This is a genomic window from Streptomyces sp. NPDC057428 (assembly GCF_042803195.1).
Taxonomy (GTDB): domain Bacteria; phylum Actinomycetota; class Actinomycetes; order Streptomycetales; family Streptomycetaceae; genus Streptomyces.
This window is the reverse complement of the sequence record NZ_JBHVCT010000110.1, coordinates 1-17,362: the sequence shown is the minus strand read 5'-3', so window position 1 is coordinate 17,362 and position 17,362 is coordinate 1. Positions and strand designations below refer to the sequence as shown.

The following is a 17,362-nucleotide window of genomic DNA, read 5'->3' as shown; positions in this document are numbered from 1 at the left end:
GACCCTCCTGGCCACCTGGACCGGCGCCTGCTCGATATGCGGCCAACCCGCACCAACCCCCGAACCACACCACAGGATCTAACAAAGCCCTACTACGTGCCTGCGGGGAAAGACGCCGACAGCCGGTACGCATCAGGTGTGGCGTCCCTGGTCGAGCAGATCAACGGTACCGCTCCGCTTCTGGACCCATCCGCCGACGAGAAGCACCTTGTGCATCCATTGCCGGTCGACTTCGGTGAACAGTGGCTGGCGCGCCTGGATCCCATGGTGATCCCCGGCATCCGGCGCGGATCCGCCCACCTCGTGCCCTCCGCCGAGTCTGTGCTGTGGCGCGCCCGTCGTCCCGTCCACCCGCAACGCCTGGCCGACGCCCTCGCCAAGGTCATGAGGGGAGTCGTGCGCAGCCGAGGCCACCTGTGGCTTTCCAGCCGTCCCGATTCCGTGGTCACTTGGCGCTCCGCCGGCGCACACCTGGACCTGCGAGAGGCTGGCAGGTGGCTGGAGCCGGAGGAAGCGCGCGCTTGGCAGGTCGCCACACCTCAGAGGCGCACCCTCGCGTCGTTGTTCTGGCACGACTGTTACGGGGAGCGGCGCAACGAGATTGTCCTCACCGGAGTGGATCTCGATGAGCAGGCCACCCGACTGGCACTCGACGAGACTTTGCTGACCGATCGTGAGCTGGCGCAGGACAGGGATGCGTGGGCCTCGGTGCCCGACCCGTTGCTCGGCTGACGACCCCCTGGTGGAGGGGAGTCCTGCAGTCAGGCGCAAATGGACCCCGTCGACCGATGTCATGGTCGGCGGGGCCCACTCGTATGCGGTACGGGCCGGACCGGACGATGCCGTGGCTGCGACCACCGCCCGGCCCGGAGTTCAGGGGTGCGCTGCCAAGGCGTCCGGGTGCTCGTGCTCACACGAGTCGTCGATGCCGTACGTGTTCCATGCAGGGAAGGGATCGGCCGCGGGCCGCACCTCACCCTCGGACATCAGGCATGCGGACAGGGCGTCGTGGAGGGGCTCCGCGCGCAGATCCGTACCGATGAAGACCAGTTCCTGACCCTGCGTGGTCCCGGAGTCACGTGCGCCGGACGGCTCGAAGCGGGCCACGGAGCCTGCCTGCGACCAGAGACCGGTCACATTCGGCCGACTGGACAGCCAGAAGAAGCCCTTGGAGCGCAGAACCTGTCCGTACCGGCCGCTGTCGAGCCCGTCAGTGACGAACGTCCACAGGCGGTCGGGATGGAAGGGGCGGTCCGACCGGAATACCGTGCTGGAGATTCCGTACTCCTCGGTCTCCGGCATGTGGTCCCCGTTCAGCTCCCGTACCCATCCGGGAGCCTGCTGGGCCCGTTCCAGGTCGAAGAGGCCGGTACCGAGGACCTCGGACAGTTCCACGCGCCCACGGCTGGCGGGCACGATCCGGGCCGCAGGGTTGAGGCGGTTGAGCGCGGCGTTGAGCTGCTCACGCTCTCGCTCGTCCACGAGGTCCAGCTTGTTGAGCACGATGACGTCGGCGAACTCGATCTGGTCCATGAGCAGGTCGCTGACCGTGCGCTCGTCGTCCTCGTACTGGTCGAGTCCACGCTCGGCGAGGCCGTCACCCCCGGCCAGTTCCGGCAGGACGTTGGCCGCGTCGACCACGGTGACCATGGTGTCGAGCCGGGCGAGGTCGCCCAGCGTCGCCCCGTCGTCGCGTGGGAAGGAGAAGGTGGCGGCCACCGGCATCGGTTCCGAGATGCCGCTGGACTCGATCAGCAGGTAGTCGTAGCGCCCTTCGCGGGCGAGTCGGTCCACTTCTTCGAGGAGATCGTCGCGCAGTGTGCAGCAGATGCATCCGTTGGTCATCTCGACCAGGCGTTCCTCGGTGCGTGAGAGTGCCGCCTCGCCCCCGCGCACCAGTGCCGCATCGATGTTGATTTCGCTCATGTCGTTGACGATCACTGCGACTCGCAGACCTTCGCGGTTGCCGAGGACGTGGTTGAGCAGTGTGGTCTTACCGGCTCCCAGAAAGCCGGAGAGCACGGTGACGGGCAGCAGGTCCTGCGCCATGAAGGATCAGTCCTCGGGGTGCAGGAGGCCGCGCTCGTACGCCTTCACCAGCCGCTGCGGCACCTGATAGACGGAGCCGTCGACGGTGACCAGCACGAGCTGAGTCGTCGTGGCCTTCCACTGCGCGCGGCGGTGACGGGTGTTGCTGCGGGACATTTTCCGCTTCGGGACTGCCATGGAGACCTCCTGGGTCGGCGTAGGCAACGAACGCTATATGAAAATGATAGTCAATACCAAATGGCTCTGGTTGGTATGACGCCGTTTCTCCGCCGGTGATTCCTCCCGAGGGCGGCGTACTCCTCGCCGACTTGCGGTTGCCCCCTCCGGCGTGCTCTCGCGGTTGATGTTGTTCCTTGCGCACACCGATCCCGTTGCACCACGGGCGAAAGGGTGGACGGCCGGAACCGGGGGTCTTTCAGCCGTGCGGGCGGGAGTAGTTGCTCCCCTGCCCAGCCGGAAGGCCAGGCCCGGTCCGAGGTCCGTGAGGTGCGTGCGCCCCGTCACCAAGTCGTTGCGCCACGCCTGGTTCGTCCAGTCCGGCCACCGCAACGGGTCCGGGTGGCCGCCGCGTAGCGTGCTCCACAACGCCCGTCGGTGAGTGTTGCCTTCTCTGCGGCGGGTGGCTGCTCGCACTCGGATTCCTGAGCCGCTGGAGCGGCGACCGATCGGCGCGAACGGTTACGTCAGCTCGTGGGGCGCGATCACGAGCGTCTGCCCACCGAAGGGTTGCTGGGCCCGCCGCATCACGGAGGCACCTCACCGGCCATGCGCCGGTGTGCTCTCACGCTCCCTTCGTGCTGCTGGAGACGTCTCCTTCGTGTCTGCTGTTTCGCGGATCGCTGCTGCCCTGCGCTCGGACGCGGTCAGCGGCTCTCTGCTGATCGGTGCCGCCCTGGTTGCCCTGCTCTGGGCGAACTCGCCCCTGTCGCACTCCTGTGAGTCTCTGCGTTCCTTCACCTTCGGCCCCGCCGCCCTTCCGATCGCCGCCGCGATCGGCGGTGTCGCGGTCCCAGCCCTGATCTTCCGCGCTGTCAACGCCACCACCCGCGGGGAAGCGATCGGCGGCTGCATCTCTATGGCCACCGACATCGCCTTCGCCGTCCTGGCCGTCGTCGGCCGGCACCTGCCCCTCCCCGCTGCGCACCTTCCTGCTCACGCTGGCCGGTCCGGTACGGCCCCCGAGATGTGCGGAAGCGTTCAGGCGGTCTCGCCGGGACCGGCGCCGAAACCAGTTCCCGCCGCCTTCTTGATGCCCTTGGTGATGTCGTCGAGGACCGAGAGTTTCGGTGCCTTCGCGTTGACGTCGAAGCCGGAGCGGATGACGACGAGCATGTTCTTCAGGTTGGGCGAGGGGAACGCGAGCGACTCGACGTAGCCGTCGTCGCCGTTCTTCGTCACCACCTTCCAACGCACCTTGTAGCCCTTCTGGCCGGCGACCGTGACGGCCTCGGACTTGAGCTCCTCGTGCGAGGTGATCCCGCCGTAGATCTTCTCGCCGTAGGACTCCTGGGCGTTCGCCTTGATGTCCGCCTCGGCCGCGGCCTTCGCTGTCGTCGCCTTGATCTTCAGGGCCTGGGCGGGTGCGGAGAAGATTCCGCCCCGCACGCACTTCTGGGCCGTGTCGCCGGGGCAGGCGTAGTCGCCCGTGGTCAGCCCGGCGCCGATCGGGCCGGACTGACCTTTCCAGCCGTCCGGCACGGGGATGCTGATGCCGCTGGCCGCGTCGGTCGCGTACCCCTTCTCGGTCTCCGGCATCTGCTGATCCGGATTCTGGCCCTCGCCACCGCCGTCCTCGCCGCCGCCCGGTGCGCCGGGGAGGCGCGGGCTGCCCGAGGGGTTCTGCGGCGCTGTGACGGAGGCGTTGTCCGTGTCGTCGGAGCTGCTGCCCAGCATGTAGGCGCCGCCGCCGACGGCCGCGAGGAGGACGACGCCGGCGGCCGCACCCGCCCCGATGCGTATCCGGCGGCGTCGGACGGTCGCCGGCGCGGTCCGGAGCTGGTCGGTCCAGCGGCTCCCGTCCCACCAGCGTTCCTGTGCGGGGCCGATTCCTGAGTGCCCGGGGTCTGCGTGCCAGCCGGGCGGGGTCGTCTGGGTCACGAGAGCACCGTAGGCGTACTGACTGAGAATCGCATGAATCGCACAGCGTGGTCGTGGCCACCCTTCTGCACGCCGGGCCCCCCACAAGATGGGTGCCAACCCCTATGGTCCTCGGCCCCAGTCCGCCCCGACGATGGAATCGGCCCAACGGTGCTGATCCGGGAGGGACGAACCATGTCCGACGACCATGAGCGGCTGAGCGGTCCCGAGGGCCGACCCCGAGAGGCCGGGCCCGGACACGGGGGCGCACTCCGGCGGGACACCCCGCGCGGACGGGGCTACGGACCTGCCTGGCTGTGGCTCGCCGCCGGCATCGCAGGGCTGGGGGCGGGGATCGTCGTCGGTCATGGCCTGCTCATCGCTGCGGGCCTGGTACTGGCCGGCATAGCCGGCCAGCTCTACGACCCGGAGCGGCGCCGGGCCCGGAGGCGAATGCCTCGCCCCCGGTGAGCCGCAGGTTTGGTCCGACCACACACGCTGTGTGACATAGTCGGTCCATGTCTATCGCCCGGAACAGGGAGTAGCGGATGCCCGTCGAGTGGCAGCCCGTACGGCAGTCGCGCACCCACGAACTCGTGCTGCAGAGCATCGAGGAGCAGGTCCTGGCCGGAGAGCTCAAGGCGGGCGACCGTCTGCCGCCCGAGCGGGAACTGGCACCGGTTCTGGGGGTCAGCCGGTCCGCGCTGCGCGAGGCCCTCAGAGTGCTCGAGACCATCGGTGTCCTGGTTGCCCAGCCGGGTCGCGGGCCCGACTCGGGTGCGCGCATCGTGCGCAACCCCGACGACGCGCTCGGCCGACTGCTGCGCCTGCACTTCGCGCTCGGCAGCTACAGCCTGCACGACGTGCTGGAGGCGCGGGTCGTGCTCGAGCGGTCGAGCTGGGAGGCCGCCGCGCTGCATTCGCGGGCCGCGGATCTCGACGCGGCTGAACGACTGGTCGGCCGGATGGGGCAACCGGACGTCGGCGTGGCCGAGTTCAACGACCTCGACACGCGCTTCCACGTCCTCATCGCGGGGAGTTCGGGCAACGCGCTGACCTCGACGCTCACTTCGGCGGTTCGCGAGTCCGTGCGCCCGCTGATCCTCCACGCACTGGAGAGCGCCGACGACTGGCCGGCGACGGCGGGCGCGCTCAACGGCCAGCACGCGGGGTTGCTGAGGCTGATCCGCGAAGGGCGGGGAAGCGAGGCGGCGGACCTGGTCGAGGAGCACATCCGCGGCCTGCACGGGACGCTCGTCGACGGGGGCGACGGGAGTCACGCGAGCGACACGTGACGAGCGTGAGCGGGTGATCCGGAGCGCCGCGCCCGGACGGGCGGACCTCCCTGGTGCGGAAGCGAATGAGGCAGCAGCGGCAGGAACGGGAGCAGGGACGGCGCACGTGCGCCGTCCCCGCTCCCGTTCGTCTTCCGCCGTCGTGCACGCCCAGCCGCTTCCTCATTCGGACCGAGGCTAGTATGGTCGGACCATAAATCACGAGGAGGTCCCATGCGTATCGGACTCTTCGCCACCTGTCTGGGAGACACGCTCTTCCCCGAGGCGGTGAAGTCGACCGCGCTGCTGCTCGCACGCCTGGGCCACGAGTTGGTCTTCCCGCCCGGTCAGACCTGCTGCGGCCAGATGCACGTCAACACGGGCTACCAGCGCGAACCGGTTCCGCTGGTGCGTAACTTCGCCGAACAGTTCGGGGACCCCTCGATCGACGCTGTCGTCATGCCGTCCGGGGCGTGTGCCGGCTCCGTACGCCACCAGTACGAGATCGTCGCCGAGCGCTACGGCGACGCCCCGCTGCGCGCCGGGGTCGCGTCGGTCAAGGCCAAGACGTACGAGCTCTCCGAGCTCCTCGTCGACGTCCTCGGTGTCACCGGGGTCGGGGCGTACTTCCCGCACCGCGTCACCTACCACCCCACCTGCCACTCACTGCGCATGCTCCGGGTCGGCGACAAGCCGCTGCGGCTGCTGCGCGCCGTCGAGGACATCGATCTCGTCGAACTGCCCGAGGCCGACTCGTGCTGTGGCTTCGGCGGCACCTTCGCCGTCAAGAACGCCGACACGTCCACCGCGATGCTCCAGGACAAGATGCGCAACATCTCGGGGACCGGGGCCGATGTGTGCACCGCAGGGGACTCCTCCTGCCTCATGCACATCGGCGGAGGCCTCTCCCGTATCAAGTCCGGCACGCGCACCCTGCACCTCGCCCAGATCCTCGGCTCCACCCGGACCGCGCCGTACACCCCGCTGGAGGCCGCACGATGAGTACGTTCCTCGGCATGCCCGCCGCCCCGCCCCGCTCCCCGTACGGCACGGGCAACCTGCGCGGCGACCGGACGTTCCCCGAGGCGGCGCACGACGAGCTGCGCAACGAGCAACTGCGCCGGAACCTCGGCAGGGCCACCCGCACCATCAGGGCCAAGCGGCTGCACGTCACCGGTGAACTCCCTGACTGGGAGGCCCTGCGCGACGCCGGATCGGCCGTCAAGACGGACACGATGAACCGGCTTCCCGACCTTCTGGAGGAGCTGGAGCGCAAGGTCACCGAACACGGCGGCACCGTCCACTGGGCGCGTGACGGCGCCGAGGCCAACGAGATCGTCACCCGGCTGATCAGGGAGACCGGCAGCAGCGACGTCATCAAGGTGAAGTCCATGGCCACGCAGGAGATCGGCCTCAACGAGCACCTCGAGGCGGTGGGCATCACGCCGTACGAGACGGACCTCGCCGAACTGATCGTGCAGCTCGCCGACGACAAGCCGTCGCACATCCTCGTGCCCGCGATCCACCGCAATCGCGACGAGATCCGGCAGATCTTCCTCGACGAGATCCCCGGCGTCGACCCCGAACTCGACAACGTGCCCGCGCACCTCGCCGCCACCGCCCGCACCTACCTGCGCGAGAAGTTCATGACGACCCGGGTGGCCGTGTCCGGCGCCAACTTCGGCATCGCCGAGACCGGTACCCTCGCCGTCGTCGAGTCGGAGGGCAACGGCCGCATGTGCCTGACCCTCCCCGACACCCTCATCGCCGTGATGGGGATCGAGAAGGTCCTGCCGCGTTATCAGGACCTGGAAGTCTTCCTGCAGTTGCTGCCGCGTTCCTCGACCGGAGAGCGGATGAACCCGTACACCTCGATGTGGACGGGCGTGACCCCGGGGGACGGGCCGCAGAACTTCCACCTGGTCCTCCTCGACAACGGCCGTACCGCCGCCCTTGCCGACGCCATCGGCCGTGAGGCCCTCAACTGCATCCGCTGCTCGGCCTGCCTGAACGTCTGCCCCGTGTACGAGCGGGCCGGCGGCCACGCCTACGGATCGACCTATCCCGGCCCGATCGGAGCGGTACTCACCCCGCAACTCGCGGGCATGCATGCCGCCAAGGACGACCCCAACAGCTCGCTGCCGTACGCCTCCAGCCTCTGCGGAGCCTGCTTCGACGCCTGCCCCGTCAAGATCGACATTCCCTCGATGCTCGTCGAACTGCGCCACCAGCACACCGAGGAGTCGGGCACGACCGCGGAGAAGGTGGCGATGAAGGCCGCCGCCGGAGTGATGAGCCGGCCCAAGCTGTTCACGGCGGCGCAGAAGGCGGCGGCGCTCGGCCGGGTCGCCGGCGGACGTGACGCGACGATCTCGCGCCTGCCCGCCCCGTTCAGCGGCTGGAGCGACAGCCGCGACACCGCCGCCCCGCCCAGGCAGTCGTTCCGCACGTGGCTCGCGTCGGCCGAGGGGGCGGCGGCCATGCGCGCCGCCGCAGACGAGGGCGCCCGGCGTACCGCACAGGACCCAGAGGAGGACCGGTGACCACCACGGACGCACGCGACACGGTGCTGGGCCGGATTCGGGACGCCCTGGCGCTCGCGCCCGCCCGCGAGAGGCCGGTTCCGCGCGCCTACCGGACCGGACGCACGCTGCCGGACGCCGAGCGCCTCGGGCTCCTCACCGACCGGCTCGTCGACTACAAGGCGCAGGTGCACCCCTGCACCGCCGACCGCACGGCCGATGTGATCGCCGGAATCCTGCGGGAGCGTGGCGCCCGGCGCATCGGGGTGCCGCCGGGCCTGGACGAACAGTGGCTCACCGCGTACGACGGCGAGGCGCAGCGGGACTCCGCGGACATTCCCGCACCGGCTCTGGACGCCCTGGACGGGGTCGTGACCGCCTCGGCCGTCACGTGCGCCGAGACGGGCACGATCTTCTTGGACGGGTCACCGGACCAGGGCCGGCGGGCGCTGTCCCTGGTACCCGACCTCCATGTGTGCGTCGTCGACCTCTCCTCCGTCGTGGCCGGGGTGCCCGAGGCGGTGGCCAGGCTGGTACCGGAGCGGCCGACCACCCTGATCAGCGGGCCCTCGGCCACCTCTGACATCGAGCTGGAACGGGTGGAGGGCGTCCACGGACCCCGCACCCTCGCGGTGGTGATCCGCACCGACGTCTAGTGTTCCTCCCGGCAAACATTGCCGGTCGCGGCACCAGCGACGGCCACCCCGCTGATCCGTCACCTCTCGGACGAGGCCTGGCGTGCCACCCGGTAGCGGAGGTAGAGGGCGCCCGCGCCGACGGAGCGGTTTTCGACGAGTTCGAGGTCGACCCGGCGCTCGTGCCGGGGAAAGAACGGAATGCCACCTCCGACCAGCACCGGGTGGACCATGGCCTGGTACTCGTCGATCAGGTCCAGTGCGGCTGCCTCGGCGGCGAGAGTAGCGCCGCCGATCGCGATGTCGCCCTTCCCCGGTGCGGCACGCAACCGCTCGACCTCCTCCGCCAGACCGTCGGAGGCCAGACGGGCACTGCCCTGCACCGTCGACAGCGTGGTGGAGAACACCACCTTCGGGAGCGGGTTCCAGAGCGAGGCCCACTCGAGCGCCGCGTCGTCGGCCGCCGGATCCTGATCGGCGGTCTCCCAGTACAGCATCGTTTCGTAAAGCCGCCGCCCCAGCAGGTGGACGCCGACCTTCCGGATATCGTCGATCCAGAAGCGAAAGACGTCCTCGTCGGGTTCCGACCAGTCGAAGCGGCCGTCCGGTCCCACGATGTAGCCGTCAAGGGAGACGCCCATGGAGTAGGTCACGCTGCGCATCAGAAGTCCTCCTCGGTCCGGCTTCGACAGTACGGCCATCGTCCTGCGGCTGACGCCGGACTCGTCACGGCTCGCGGTGTTTCACCTCCAGTGGGGCGAAGGACACGCCGGTGACCACGCCGTCGTCATCCCAACGCAGAGTCACCGTGTCCCCGTTCACGTCCACCCCGCCCACCGTCGAGCCGAGCGCGGCGGTGGGCGGCTCCGCCGTCAGCGAGGTCATGCCAGGAATGCCAGCCTCTCGCGTCGCACGGGATGGGAGAAGCCGTCGCCCGCGGCCCAGCGGGCGACCTCACCGACGGCCAGGTCGGCCAGCCGCCGCAGTTCGTTGCCCTGGGACCCCGCGAGGTGCGGGGTGATGAGGGCGTTGTCGCAGTCCCACAGCGGATGGTCCTCCGGCAGCGGGTCGGGGTCCGTGACGTCGAGCACCGCCCGGATCCGTTCGGCCCGCAGTACGTCGGTGAGGGCCTCCTGGTCGACGACCGCTCCCCGGGCGGTGTTGACGAGGACGGCGTCGGGCCGCATCGAGGTGAGCAGCTCCCGGTCCACCAGTCCCGTGGTCGAGGGCAGCAGCGGCGTGTGGACGCTGACCACGTCGCTCCCGGCGAACAGGGCGGGCAGGCCGACGGGGTGGGCCCCCAGCGCCGTCGCCTCCGTGTCCGTGACGTACGGGTCGTGCAGAAGGACCCGCAGGTCGTAGGGACGAAGGAGTTCGATGACCCGTCGGCCGATCAGCGATGCGGACAGGATGCCAACCGTACGGCGGTAGTTGCCCACGCCGGGGGGTGTGGCGAGCCAGGCGTCGCGTGCCCGCGTGGCGCGGTAGTCCCGGGCCCGTTCGAGGACCCGCTTGCCGGACAGCAGGATCATCGCGACCGTGTACTCCGCGACCGGCAGGGCGTTGGCCGCCGCCGCCGCCGACGAGACCTCGATGCCCCGGTCCCAGCATGCCTCGGTCACATGACCGCGCACCGAGCCCGCGGTGTGCACGACGGCCCGCAGCGCGGGCGCGGCGGCCAGCACTCCGGCGTGGATCGGCGGGCAGCCCCAGCCGGTGACCAGGACCTCCGTGTCCGCGAGCACGGCACGCGCCGTTCCGGTCGTGAAGTCGTCGAGCGCCGGCTGCGGCGCGAGGGTGCACACCCCGGCCAGGGCCGCCAGGGAGTCCGGGGGGAGCACCGCGGCCGCGGCGTCCGCTCCCATGGCGAGTGCGGCGCGCGGCCTGCGGTGGGCGGGGGGAGTGCTGGGCATGGTTCTCCTGAGCGGTCGTCAGGGCGGGTCGGTACGGATATTTGACGGCGCCCGCCGTCAGTCCGGACCGCCGGAAACGCTGGAGCAGGGCGAAGGCGAGGATCAGGGGCAGCACCGCGAGCAGCGGACCCATGATCACCACGGGGTAGTACTCGGGCGACACGGACGCGGCGCTGTTCCAGGTGCAGAGGCCGAGGCTGACCGGATACAGGTCCTGATCGGAGAGCATCACCATGGGCAGGAAGAAGTTGTTCCAGATGGCGGTGAGTTGGAACAGGAAGACGGTGACCACCCCGGGGCCCAGCATTCGGAGCGCGACCCGGAAGTAGGCCGCCAGCTCGCCGGCGCCGTCCATCCGCCCGGCTTCGAGCACCTCGTCCGGCACGTAGCCCTGGCTGTTGAAGAGGACGGGGATGAAGACCGCCCAGAAGGTGTTCACCAGCCCGGCGCCGGAAGCCATCGGATGGAGCGGCAGGGCGAGCACCGGCTGCGCCACCTGGTCGGTGAGCCGCTGCCAGAAGGCGGACACCCGGCGGCTGGGCCCGTCGGCCAGCGAGACGTTCCAGGCGCCCCCGCCGTGTGGCGAGCACGGCGGGCGCCGACCGTGTCCGCTCCGCTTCCTCCATGGGGCGGACCACCCCGTGCCCGCGCCTCAGCATCCCCGATGCGGCGAGTTCCTCGACGTCCCGCCGCAGCGTGACCGCCGAGACGTCGAGCTCGGTGGCGAGCGAACTCACCTTGACCGCGCCCCGCGCGTGCACCACCGCGAGTATGCGCTTGCGCCTCAGCTCGACCGGCTCCCGCATGGCTGGCCCCCTTGCCTACCGCTGTGCCGTGTTCGTCTGAACGTTTGCGTGAGCGGTCGCAGCATAGCGAGGGGGCGGGGCCGTGGTGCGATCGCAGGACGGGACGATGATCCGCCCAAAGGAATATGTGTCTACCATCTGACCCGCAATGGACACCATCACACTCTGGCAACTGGCCGCGCTCGCGGCGGCATCCACGCTCGTCGGTTTCTCCAAGACCGCAGTGAGCGGTGCCAACACGATCAGCCTCGCCGTCTTCGCAGCCGTACTCCCGGCACGCCAATCGACCGGCGTGCTGCTCCCGATCCTGATCGCGGGCGACGTGCTCGCCGTGCTGGTCTACCGCCGTCACGCCCACTGGCCGACCCTGCTGAGGCTCTTCCCCGCCGTCGCCGTGGGCGTCGCGGCGGGCACCCTCTTCATGATGTGGGCCGACGACGCCGCCGTACGGACCTCGATCGGCGCGATCCTGCTCTTCATGGCCGGTGTCACCGTGTGGCGACGGCGGGCACGCCCCGAGGAGGCCGCGGACGAGGACACGTCCGGTCCCACGGGCGTGGGGCGCCTGAAGGCCCGCTCGTACGGAGTGCTCGGGGGGTTCACCACCATGGTCGCCAACGCGGGCGGCCCCGTGATGTCGCTCTACCTGCTCTCCGCAGGCTTCCGGAAGCTGGGCTTCCTCGGGACCTCGGCGTGGTTCTTCCTGATCGTCAACACGTCCAAGGTGCCCTTCAGCGTCGGCCTCGGACTCATCGACGCGCAGTCGCTCCTGCTCGACGCCGCTCTCGTGCTGTTCGTCATCCCGGGCGCGTACCTCGGCCGTGCCTGCGTCGGCCGGATCAACCAGAAGCTCTTCGACCGGATCGTGATCGGAGCCACCGTCCTGGGCGGCCTCCAGCTGCTGCTCGTCTGAAGGCCGCCCAGGGGCGGGGCAGACGATGCCCTCGGCGATCTCCGCCTGTTCACGGGCGCTGCCGTAGGTGACCGGGGTGCTGTACGTACGACGCGCGGGCGGCACGTGAGGTCGACGTCCTGATCGTCGATGCCGGCCCCGCCGGCCTGGCGGCAGGCGCCGGACTCGCCGGAGCGGGCGTGGACCGGGTGGAGATCCTGGAACGCGAACAGCGGGCGGGCGGCATCCCCCGCCCACGCCAGCTCACCGGCGCGTCGATCCGCAGGGCCCGCCCGTGCGGATCTCGGCGCTGTGAGGATGTTCCCGGGGTCTGGGGAGCCCGGCCGGGGCTCGCGCATCAGGGAATGAGCAGCCAGTCCGCGCCGACGGCCGCCACCAGGCCGATGCCCAGCAGCCAACTGCCCATCCGGGTGCGGCCGTTCCTGCTCAGCTCGATCACCACACCGCAGAGGATGAGGGCTAGGCCGTACACCCCGACGACCAGTACGGAGGAACGGCTGGCGATGTGCAGTGCGAGGACGGCGGCCATCAGCGCCATGCCCACCGAGGAGACGACGATCCGCAGCTGCCGTGCCTGCCGTGGCGTCAGTCTTCCGCGCTCCCCCTCGGCGGGCTCGGGTATCACTGCCGTGGTCGCGTCCTGCTCCTGGTCACGCTCCGGTGCGGCCTGGTCCTGTTCCTGGTCAGAAGTGCTCATGAGGCCGGATCGTAATGGCTGCGCCGCGGGACGTGCGCCGGACGGCCGGATCGCCGGGCACGATCAGGCGATCGACGCCGAGACGATGGCGGACACCGCAAGGTTGCAAGCGGCGGTGACCCACACCGCCGGGTGCGGTTCCCGCTCCACCAGCGTGGCCCCCAGTCTGCCGGGCGTCACGAGGTCGACCACGAGGAAGGCGACGGCCATCATGACCAGCCCGAGCAGTCCGAAGGCCGCGGTCGAGACGAGTCCCTTGCCGAAGTCCTCGTACGTCGTCCAGATCGACGTGAACACGATGCCGCCGACACCCAGCAGCGCCGAGCTCAGGAGCACCGCGGCATTGCGGTTGCGCTCCTCCCATATCTGGCGGCCGAGCTTGCCCGGGGTGAGGGCGTCGATCAGAAATATGCCGAGGACGAGCAGTACGACGCCGAGGGCGCCGTATGCGATGGCACGGCCGAGGCCGTTGATGATGTCGGTCATCGGGGCGTCCGTCTCCTGAGCGAGTGGTCGAAGAATGGAACGTGAGCATGACAGGCGTGATCAACATGCCGTCGGGAAAGCCCAAAACCTATCGCACGCGGATGCTCACGCCCCTGGCCGGTCTCCCCGCCGCAGCCGGGGAGCTTCCGCCGCCGCGTCCACGGCCGGGACGCCCCCGCGCTCCGGCGCCCCGGACCCGTCCGGCGGGGGGTCCACCCGGCCCGCCAGTTCCAGGGCCCAGCGGATCAGCCCGGCCACCCCGATCCCGTACGGGTCCGACTCCCGGAACTCCTCGACGGCCCCCGCCCCGCGCCTCAACAGGCGTGCTCCACCAGCCGCGTTGCCCCGTGCGGAGTGCGTAAGACCCACCGCCATCTGCGCGAGCCCACGCCAGAGTTCGCGCTCGGCGTCCGGACCCGACTTCCAGGCGTCCTCGAAGACCTCGTGGGCGTGGAAGGGCATTCCCGCGTCCAGCAGCCGTTGCGCCTCACGAACCGTCTCGCCGGGGGAGCGGACCACGCCTTCCGGCTGCCGCTCCACCCCTTCGGTGCCGTAGGGCAGGGGGCGCCCCAGTCCGTCCCGGGGGCGCGCGTTGCGCGCCCGTCCTTCCTCGTCACGGTCCCTGCGCGATTCGTCCACCGTCCGATTGTGCCCCGTACCTGCGGAGAACCGGCTCAAACCTGTCCGTGGGCACCCGCGCGCGACTAGGCTCGGGATTCCGCAATCACTCTGGGAAGGGGAGGCATGAAGTCGTCCCGGCCGTTGTACGAGCGCGAACCGGAACTCGCCGCAGCCGCACAGGCGGTGGACGCCCTCTGCGGAGGTCAAGCGGCAGGCGGACTGCTGGTGTTCAGCGGCGAAGCCGGCATCGGCAAGACCGCGCTGCTCACCGAGATCCAGACGATGGCCGCCGACCGCTGCACCATCTGGTCGGCGCGCGGGGGCGAGACGGTGACCTCCGTGCCCTTCCACGTCGTGCGCCAGCTCCTGCAGCCCGCACTGGACCGGTTCCCCGCCGACGAGGCCCGAGCCCTTTTCGGGGACTGGTTCGAGATCACCGCGCCCGCACTCGGTCTGGCCGAGCCGAGCGGGCCGCAGCCCGACCCGCAGGGCGTCAGGGACGGCCTCGACTACGTGGTCTCCAGGCTTGCTTCCCGGCTGAGCCACCGGCCTTTACTCCTCATAGTGGACGACGCGCACTGGGCGGACGGCGAATCCCTCGCCTGGCTGGCCGGCTTCACCGCGCGGCTCTCCGAACTGCCCGTCCTGGTCATCCAGGCACACCGCCCCCAGGAACTCGAGGACCGCAACGCCGACTGGGCCATCGGCCGGACCCCGGAGAGCAGCGGGGTCGCCGGCCACCCCGCGCTGATCAGGGTGGCACTGCGCGCCCTCACCCCCGACGCCACGGCCGAACTGGTACGGGCCGGACTGGGAGACCACGCCGACGACCCCTTCTGCCGTGAGGTCTGGGCCGTCACCGGGGGCAACCCCTACGAGGCGGTCGAGCTCGTCGCCAAGGCACAGGACCGCGAGCTTCCGCCGGTCGAGGAGTCCGCCGGGATGCTGCGCGAACTCGGCGCGTCCGCACGGGGCAGCGGACTCGTCGCCCGGCTCGAACGCCTGGGTACCAACGCCAACCGGTTCGCCTGGGCGGCGGCCGTGCTCGGCACCGAGATCTCCCAGGAACTCGCCGCCACCCTGGCCGGGATGAGCTCGGCGGAGGCCGCCGACTGCACGGCCCGGCTGCGCGACGCCCGTATCGTCAGCGGATTCGACCCGCTGGAATTCGTCCACCCCCTCATCGCCAGCGCCGTGTACCGCTCCATCCCGCCCGCCACACGCACCGCCATGCACGGACGGGCCGCCTGGGCGATCACCCAGGCCGGACTCGGCGCCGCGGCAGCCTCCCGGCATCTGCTCGAAGTCCACCCGGACGACGACCAGGAGCTTGTCTCCCAGCTCCGCGAGGCGGCGCGCCAGCACCTCGCGGTCGGCGCCCCCGAAGCCGCCAGGCGCTGCCTCGAGCGAGCGCTGGAGGAACCGCCGCGCCCCCACGACCGTGCGTCGCTGCTCTACGAACTCGGCTGCGCCACACTGCTGTCCTCGCCCGCCACCACGGTCCAGTACCTGCGCGCCGCCCTCGACACGCCGGGACTCGACGGGGCCCTCCGGATCGATGCCACGTTCCGCCTCGCCTCCGCGCTCTCCCACAACAACCAGCTCAAGGACGCGGCTCTGTCACTGGCGGCAGAAGCCTCCCGCACGGCTCCGGGCCCCGGCCTGATGCGCCTCCAGGCCGCCCACTTCCTGTGGGAGGGCATGCAGGCCACCGAGGACGACGGCCCCGCGCGGTCGGCCCGGCTCGCCCGCAACGCCGACCACCTCAAGGGCCGCGACAACGCCGAGCGGGCCCTGCTCACCCTGCGGGCCTTCGACGCCATGCTCCGTGGCGAGAACGCCCAGGTCGTCATCGATTTCTGCGAACGCGCGCTCGTGGACGGCAGGCCCGCGCGGGGGCTCGGCTGGACCGACTCCGAATGGGGCTTCGAACTCCCAGCGATGGTCGGCATCACCTACGCGTTCACCGATCAGCTCGACAGGGCCGAGAAACTCTTCGGCGAGGCGGTGCGCGCCTTCGAGATCTCCGGCTGGAGCGGCGCCCACCTCGCGTTCGCCCACACCCTGCTCGGCCTCGTGCACCGCCGCCGCGGACGGCTCGCGGAGGCGGAGGGCTTCCTGCGCGAGGGGCTGCGGCTCGCCGACCGCGCGGGCAGCGGACTGCCCGTCCACTGGGACGCCGCCTGCCTGCTCGTCGACACCCTGATCGCCCGCGGGCGGACTGCGGAGGCGCGGCTGGTCGCGGACCGGTACGACTTCGGCCCGCCCTACCCCAGCGCCATGGTCCTGCCGGACGCCCCCTGCGTACGAGGCCGGCTGCTGCTCGCCGAAGGCCGGACCGAGGACGCCGTGGCCGAGCTGGAGGCAGCGGGAGCGGCGTTGGAACCCCGTGGCCGGTTCAACGGCGTGTGGGCACCCTGGGCCGGCGACCTCGCCCGCGCGCTCGCCGACACCGACCCGGGCCGCGCCGCACAGCTTGCCACCCGCGCCCGCGTCCACGCGGAGCGCTTCGGCACGGACACGGCGATCGGTGAGGCCCTGCGCTGCGTGGCCCTCTTCGCGCCACCGGAGGAGGCCGTCCACCTGCTGGCCGAGTCGGTGCGCCACCTCGAGGCGTCCTCGTCGGCCTACGAGCACGCCATGGCCCGTTTCGAGTACGGCATCGCGATCCGCTCCCAGAGGGAGGTCGCGCGTGCGCAGAAGCTCGCGGCGGCGTGCGGCGCGGAGGGGCTGGCGACCCGCGCCCAGCAGGTACGGACGTCGATGCGGTCCTCAGAGTGAGGTAATGTTTGTCCTGCGCGGCCACCCGGGAACACCGGGCGGAATCGCATCGGGACGTGGCGCAGCTTGGTAGCGCACTTGACTGGGGGTCAAGGGGTCGCAGGTTCAAATCCTGTCGTCCCGACTGGAGACAGTCGAGGTCAGGGCCGGTTTCGGAGCAATCCGAAACCGGCCCTTGATCATTTTTGGGGACCAGTTGGGGACCAGCTGGAGGTCCGGCCTCCTTGACCGGGTCAGCGGGTCATGACGATGGGGCTCGGCAGCGAGCGTGGTGCGCGCAACACGTTGAAGTGGGCCGAGAGCGCCGCCCCGGCGGCCGTGATCTTGTGGACGTCCGGGTGCAGATAGCGCTGGGTGGTGGTCAGTGAACCGTGGCCGGCGATTCTGCGGAGGACGTGCACTTGGACCCCGGCGTCGGCGAACCAGGTCAGTCCCGTGTGTCGGAGGTCGTGGCGGCGCAGATGCTCGTAGCCGAGCTTGGTGACGACGTCGTCTGAGGTGACCCCGGTGGTGTGGACACTCTGACAATGGATCTTTCGATCCGAGGAAGGGTGTCCTGGTGGGACGTAAGTCTCCGTATCCGGCGGAG

The 17,362-nt window shown here is 70.5% G+C and carries 18 protein-coding genes, 1 tRNA gene and 4 pseudogenes; 11 read left to right on the top strand and 12 right to left on the bottom strand.

Going from position 1 to position 17,362, the window contains the following annotated elements:
• Positions 1-732 (top strand): GTP-binding protein (locus ACFU5K_RS28300; protein ID WP_384066628.1); only part of this gene is annotated, 732 nt, incomplete at its 5' end.
• Positions 733-873: 141 nt separating this feature from the next.
• Here the strand turns inward: ACFU5K_RS28300 and ACFU5K_RS28295 are convergent.
• Both ACFU5K_RS28295 and rpmF read right to left on the bottom strand, forming a co-directional pair.
• On the bottom strand, positions 874-2,049 hold the full coding sequence (locus ACFU5K_RS28295; protein WP_384066626.1) for a GTP-binding protein: 1,176 nt from the start codon (positions 2,047-2,049) through the stop codon (positions 874-876).
• 6 nt (positions 2,050-2,055) lie between these two features.
• Entirely contained in the window at positions 2,056-2,226 is a 171-nt protein-coding gene (gene rpmF, locus ACFU5K_RS28290) for a 50S ribosomal protein L32 (protein WP_384066625.1), read from the bottom strand.
• Positions 2,227-2,647: 421 nt separating this feature from the next.
• On the opposite strand from rpmF, the pseudogene ACFU5K_RS28285 reads away from it, so the two are divergent.
• Positions 2,648-3,121: pseudogene (locus ACFU5K_RS28285) on the top strand (hypothetical protein); the annotation flags it as partial.
• 125 nt (positions 3,122-3,246) lie between these two features.
• Here ACFU5K_RS28285 and ACFU5K_RS28280 read toward each other — a convergent pair.
• Entirely contained in the window at positions 3,247-4,146 is a 900-nt protein-coding gene (locus tag ACFU5K_RS28280; RefSeq protein WP_384066623.1) for a DUF2510 domain-containing protein, read from the bottom strand.
• 174 nt (positions 4,147-4,320) lie between these two features.
• Here ACFU5K_RS28280 and ACFU5K_RS28275 point away from each other — a divergent pair, with 174 nt between their 5' ends.
• The 5 genes from ACFU5K_RS28275 to ACFU5K_RS28255 all read left to right on the top strand — a co-directional run bounded on the left by ACFU5K_RS28275 (position 4,321) and on the right by ACFU5K_RS28255 (position 8,577).
• Complete coding sequence (locus tag ACFU5K_RS28275) at positions 4,321-4,596, top strand: hypothetical protein (RefSeq protein WP_384066621.1); 276 nt, start codon at positions 4,321-4,323, stop codon at positions 4,594-4,596.
• A gap of 77 nt (positions 4,597-4,673) precedes the next feature.
• Positions 4,674-5,420, top strand: a complete 747-nt coding sequence (locus ACFU5K_RS28270; protein WP_384066619.1) for a FadR/GntR family transcriptional regulator — start codon at positions 4,674-4,676, stop codon at positions 5,418-5,420.
• 213 nt (positions 5,421-5,633) lie between these two features.
• Positions 5,634-6,401 carry a (Fe-S)-binding protein gene (locus ACFU5K_RS28265; protein WP_384066617.1) on the top strand — a complete coding sequence of 256 codons (768 nt, stop codon included), beginning with the start codon at positions 5,634-5,636 and terminating at the stop codon, positions 6,399-6,401.
• Positions 6,398-7,942: a lactate utilization protein B gene (locus ACFU5K_RS28260; RefSeq protein ID WP_384066615.1), complete on the top strand. Its 1,545-nt coding sequence runs from the start codon at positions 6,398-6,400 to the stop codon at positions 7,940-7,942. Before ACFU5K_RS28265 ends, ACFU5K_RS28260 begins: the two co-directional genes overlap by 4 nt.
• A complete protein-coding gene (locus ACFU5K_RS28255) occupies positions 7,939-8,577 on the top strand; it encodes a lactate utilization protein C (protein ID WP_384066614.1) in 639 nt (212 codons plus the stop codon). The genes ACFU5K_RS28260 and ACFU5K_RS28255 overlap by 4 nt, the downstream gene beginning before the upstream one ends.
• A gap of 59 nt (positions 8,578-8,636) precedes the next feature.
• Here the strand turns inward: ACFU5K_RS28255 and ACFU5K_RS28250 are convergent, their stop codons facing one another.
• The 5 genes and pseudogenes from ACFU5K_RS28250 to ACFU5K_RS28230 form a co-directional block, all read right to left on the bottom strand.
• Positions 8,637-9,218 carry a dihydrofolate reductase family protein gene (locus ACFU5K_RS28250; protein WP_384066612.1) on the bottom strand — a complete coding sequence of 194 codons (582 nt, stop codon included), beginning with the start codon at positions 9,216-9,218 and terminating at the stop codon, positions 8,637-8,639.
• A 64-nt stretch (positions 9,219-9,282) separates the two neighbouring features.
• Positions 9,283-9,441: a hypothetical protein gene (locus ACFU5K_RS28245; RefSeq protein ID WP_384066610.1), complete on the bottom strand. Its 159-nt coding sequence runs from the start codon at positions 9,439-9,441 to the stop codon at positions 9,283-9,285.
• Positions 9,438-10,469, bottom strand: a complete 1,032-nt coding sequence (locus ACFU5K_RS28240; RefSeq protein WP_384066608.1) for a hydroxyacid dehydrogenase — start codon at positions 10,467-10,469, stop codon at positions 9,438-9,440. The genes ACFU5K_RS28245 and ACFU5K_RS28240 overlap by 4 nt, the downstream gene beginning before the upstream one ends.
• Before the next feature lie 40 nt (positions 10,470-10,509).
• A pseudogene (locus ACFU5K_RS28235) lies at positions 10,510-10,965 on the bottom strand (carbohydrate ABC transporter permease); the annotation flags it as partial.
• A 193-nt stretch (positions 10,966-11,158) separates the two neighbouring features.
• Positions 11,159-11,275: pseudogene (locus ACFU5K_RS28230) on the bottom strand (LacI family transcriptional regulator); the annotation flags it as partial.
• Positions 11,276-11,423: 148 nt separating this feature from the next.
• On the opposite strand from ACFU5K_RS28230, the gene ACFU5K_RS28225 reads away from it, so the two are divergent.
• Entirely contained in the window at positions 11,424-12,188 is a 765-nt protein-coding gene (locus ACFU5K_RS28225) for a sulfite exporter TauE/SafE family protein (protein ID WP_384066606.1), read from the top strand.
• Positions 12,189-12,307: 119 nt separating this feature from the next.
• A pseudogene (locus tag ACFU5K_RS28220) lies at positions 12,308-12,421 on the top strand (oxidoreductase); the annotation flags it as partial.
• A gap of 104 nt (positions 12,422-12,525) precedes the next feature.
• On the opposite strand, the gene ACFU5K_RS28215 reads toward ACFU5K_RS28220, so the two are convergent.
• From ACFU5K_RS28215 to ACFU5K_RS28205, 3 genes are all read right to left on the bottom strand, one after another.
• Positions 12,526-12,885, bottom strand: a complete 360-nt coding sequence (locus ACFU5K_RS28215) for a hypothetical protein (RefSeq protein ID WP_384066604.1) — start codon at positions 12,883-12,885, stop codon at positions 12,526-12,528.
• A 63-nt stretch (positions 12,886-12,948) separates the two neighbouring features.
• Complete coding sequence (locus tag ACFU5K_RS28210) at positions 12,949-13,371, bottom strand: DUF350 domain-containing protein (RefSeq protein WP_384066602.1); 423 nt, start codon at positions 13,369-13,371, stop codon at positions 12,949-12,951.
• A 105-nt stretch (positions 13,372-13,476) separates the two neighbouring features.
• Positions 13,477-14,010 carry a DUF309 domain-containing protein gene (locus tag ACFU5K_RS28205; RefSeq protein WP_384066600.1) on the bottom strand — a complete coding sequence of 178 codons (534 nt, stop codon included), beginning with the start codon at positions 14,008-14,010 and terminating at the stop codon, positions 13,477-13,479.
• Positions 14,011-14,115: 105 nt separating this feature from the next.
• Between ACFU5K_RS28205 and ACFU5K_RS28200 the strand changes: the two genes are divergently transcribed.
• Positions 14,116-16,773 (top strand): ATP-binding protein, encoded by a 2,658-nt coding sequence (locus ACFU5K_RS28200; RefSeq protein ID WP_384066598.1) that lies wholly within the window; start codon positions 14,116-14,118, stop codon positions 16,771-16,773.
• 50 nt (positions 16,774-16,823) lie between these two features.
• Positions 16,824-16,897, top strand: a tRNA-Pro gene (locus ACFU5K_RS28195).
• Positions 16,898-17,006: 109 nt separating this feature from the next.
• Here the strand turns inward: ACFU5K_RS28195 and ACFU5K_RS28190 are convergent.
• A partial coding sequence (locus tag ACFU5K_RS28190; protein ID WP_384066596.1) for a tyrosine-type recombinase/integrase occupies positions 17,007-17,362 on the bottom strand: 356 nt, incomplete at its 5' end.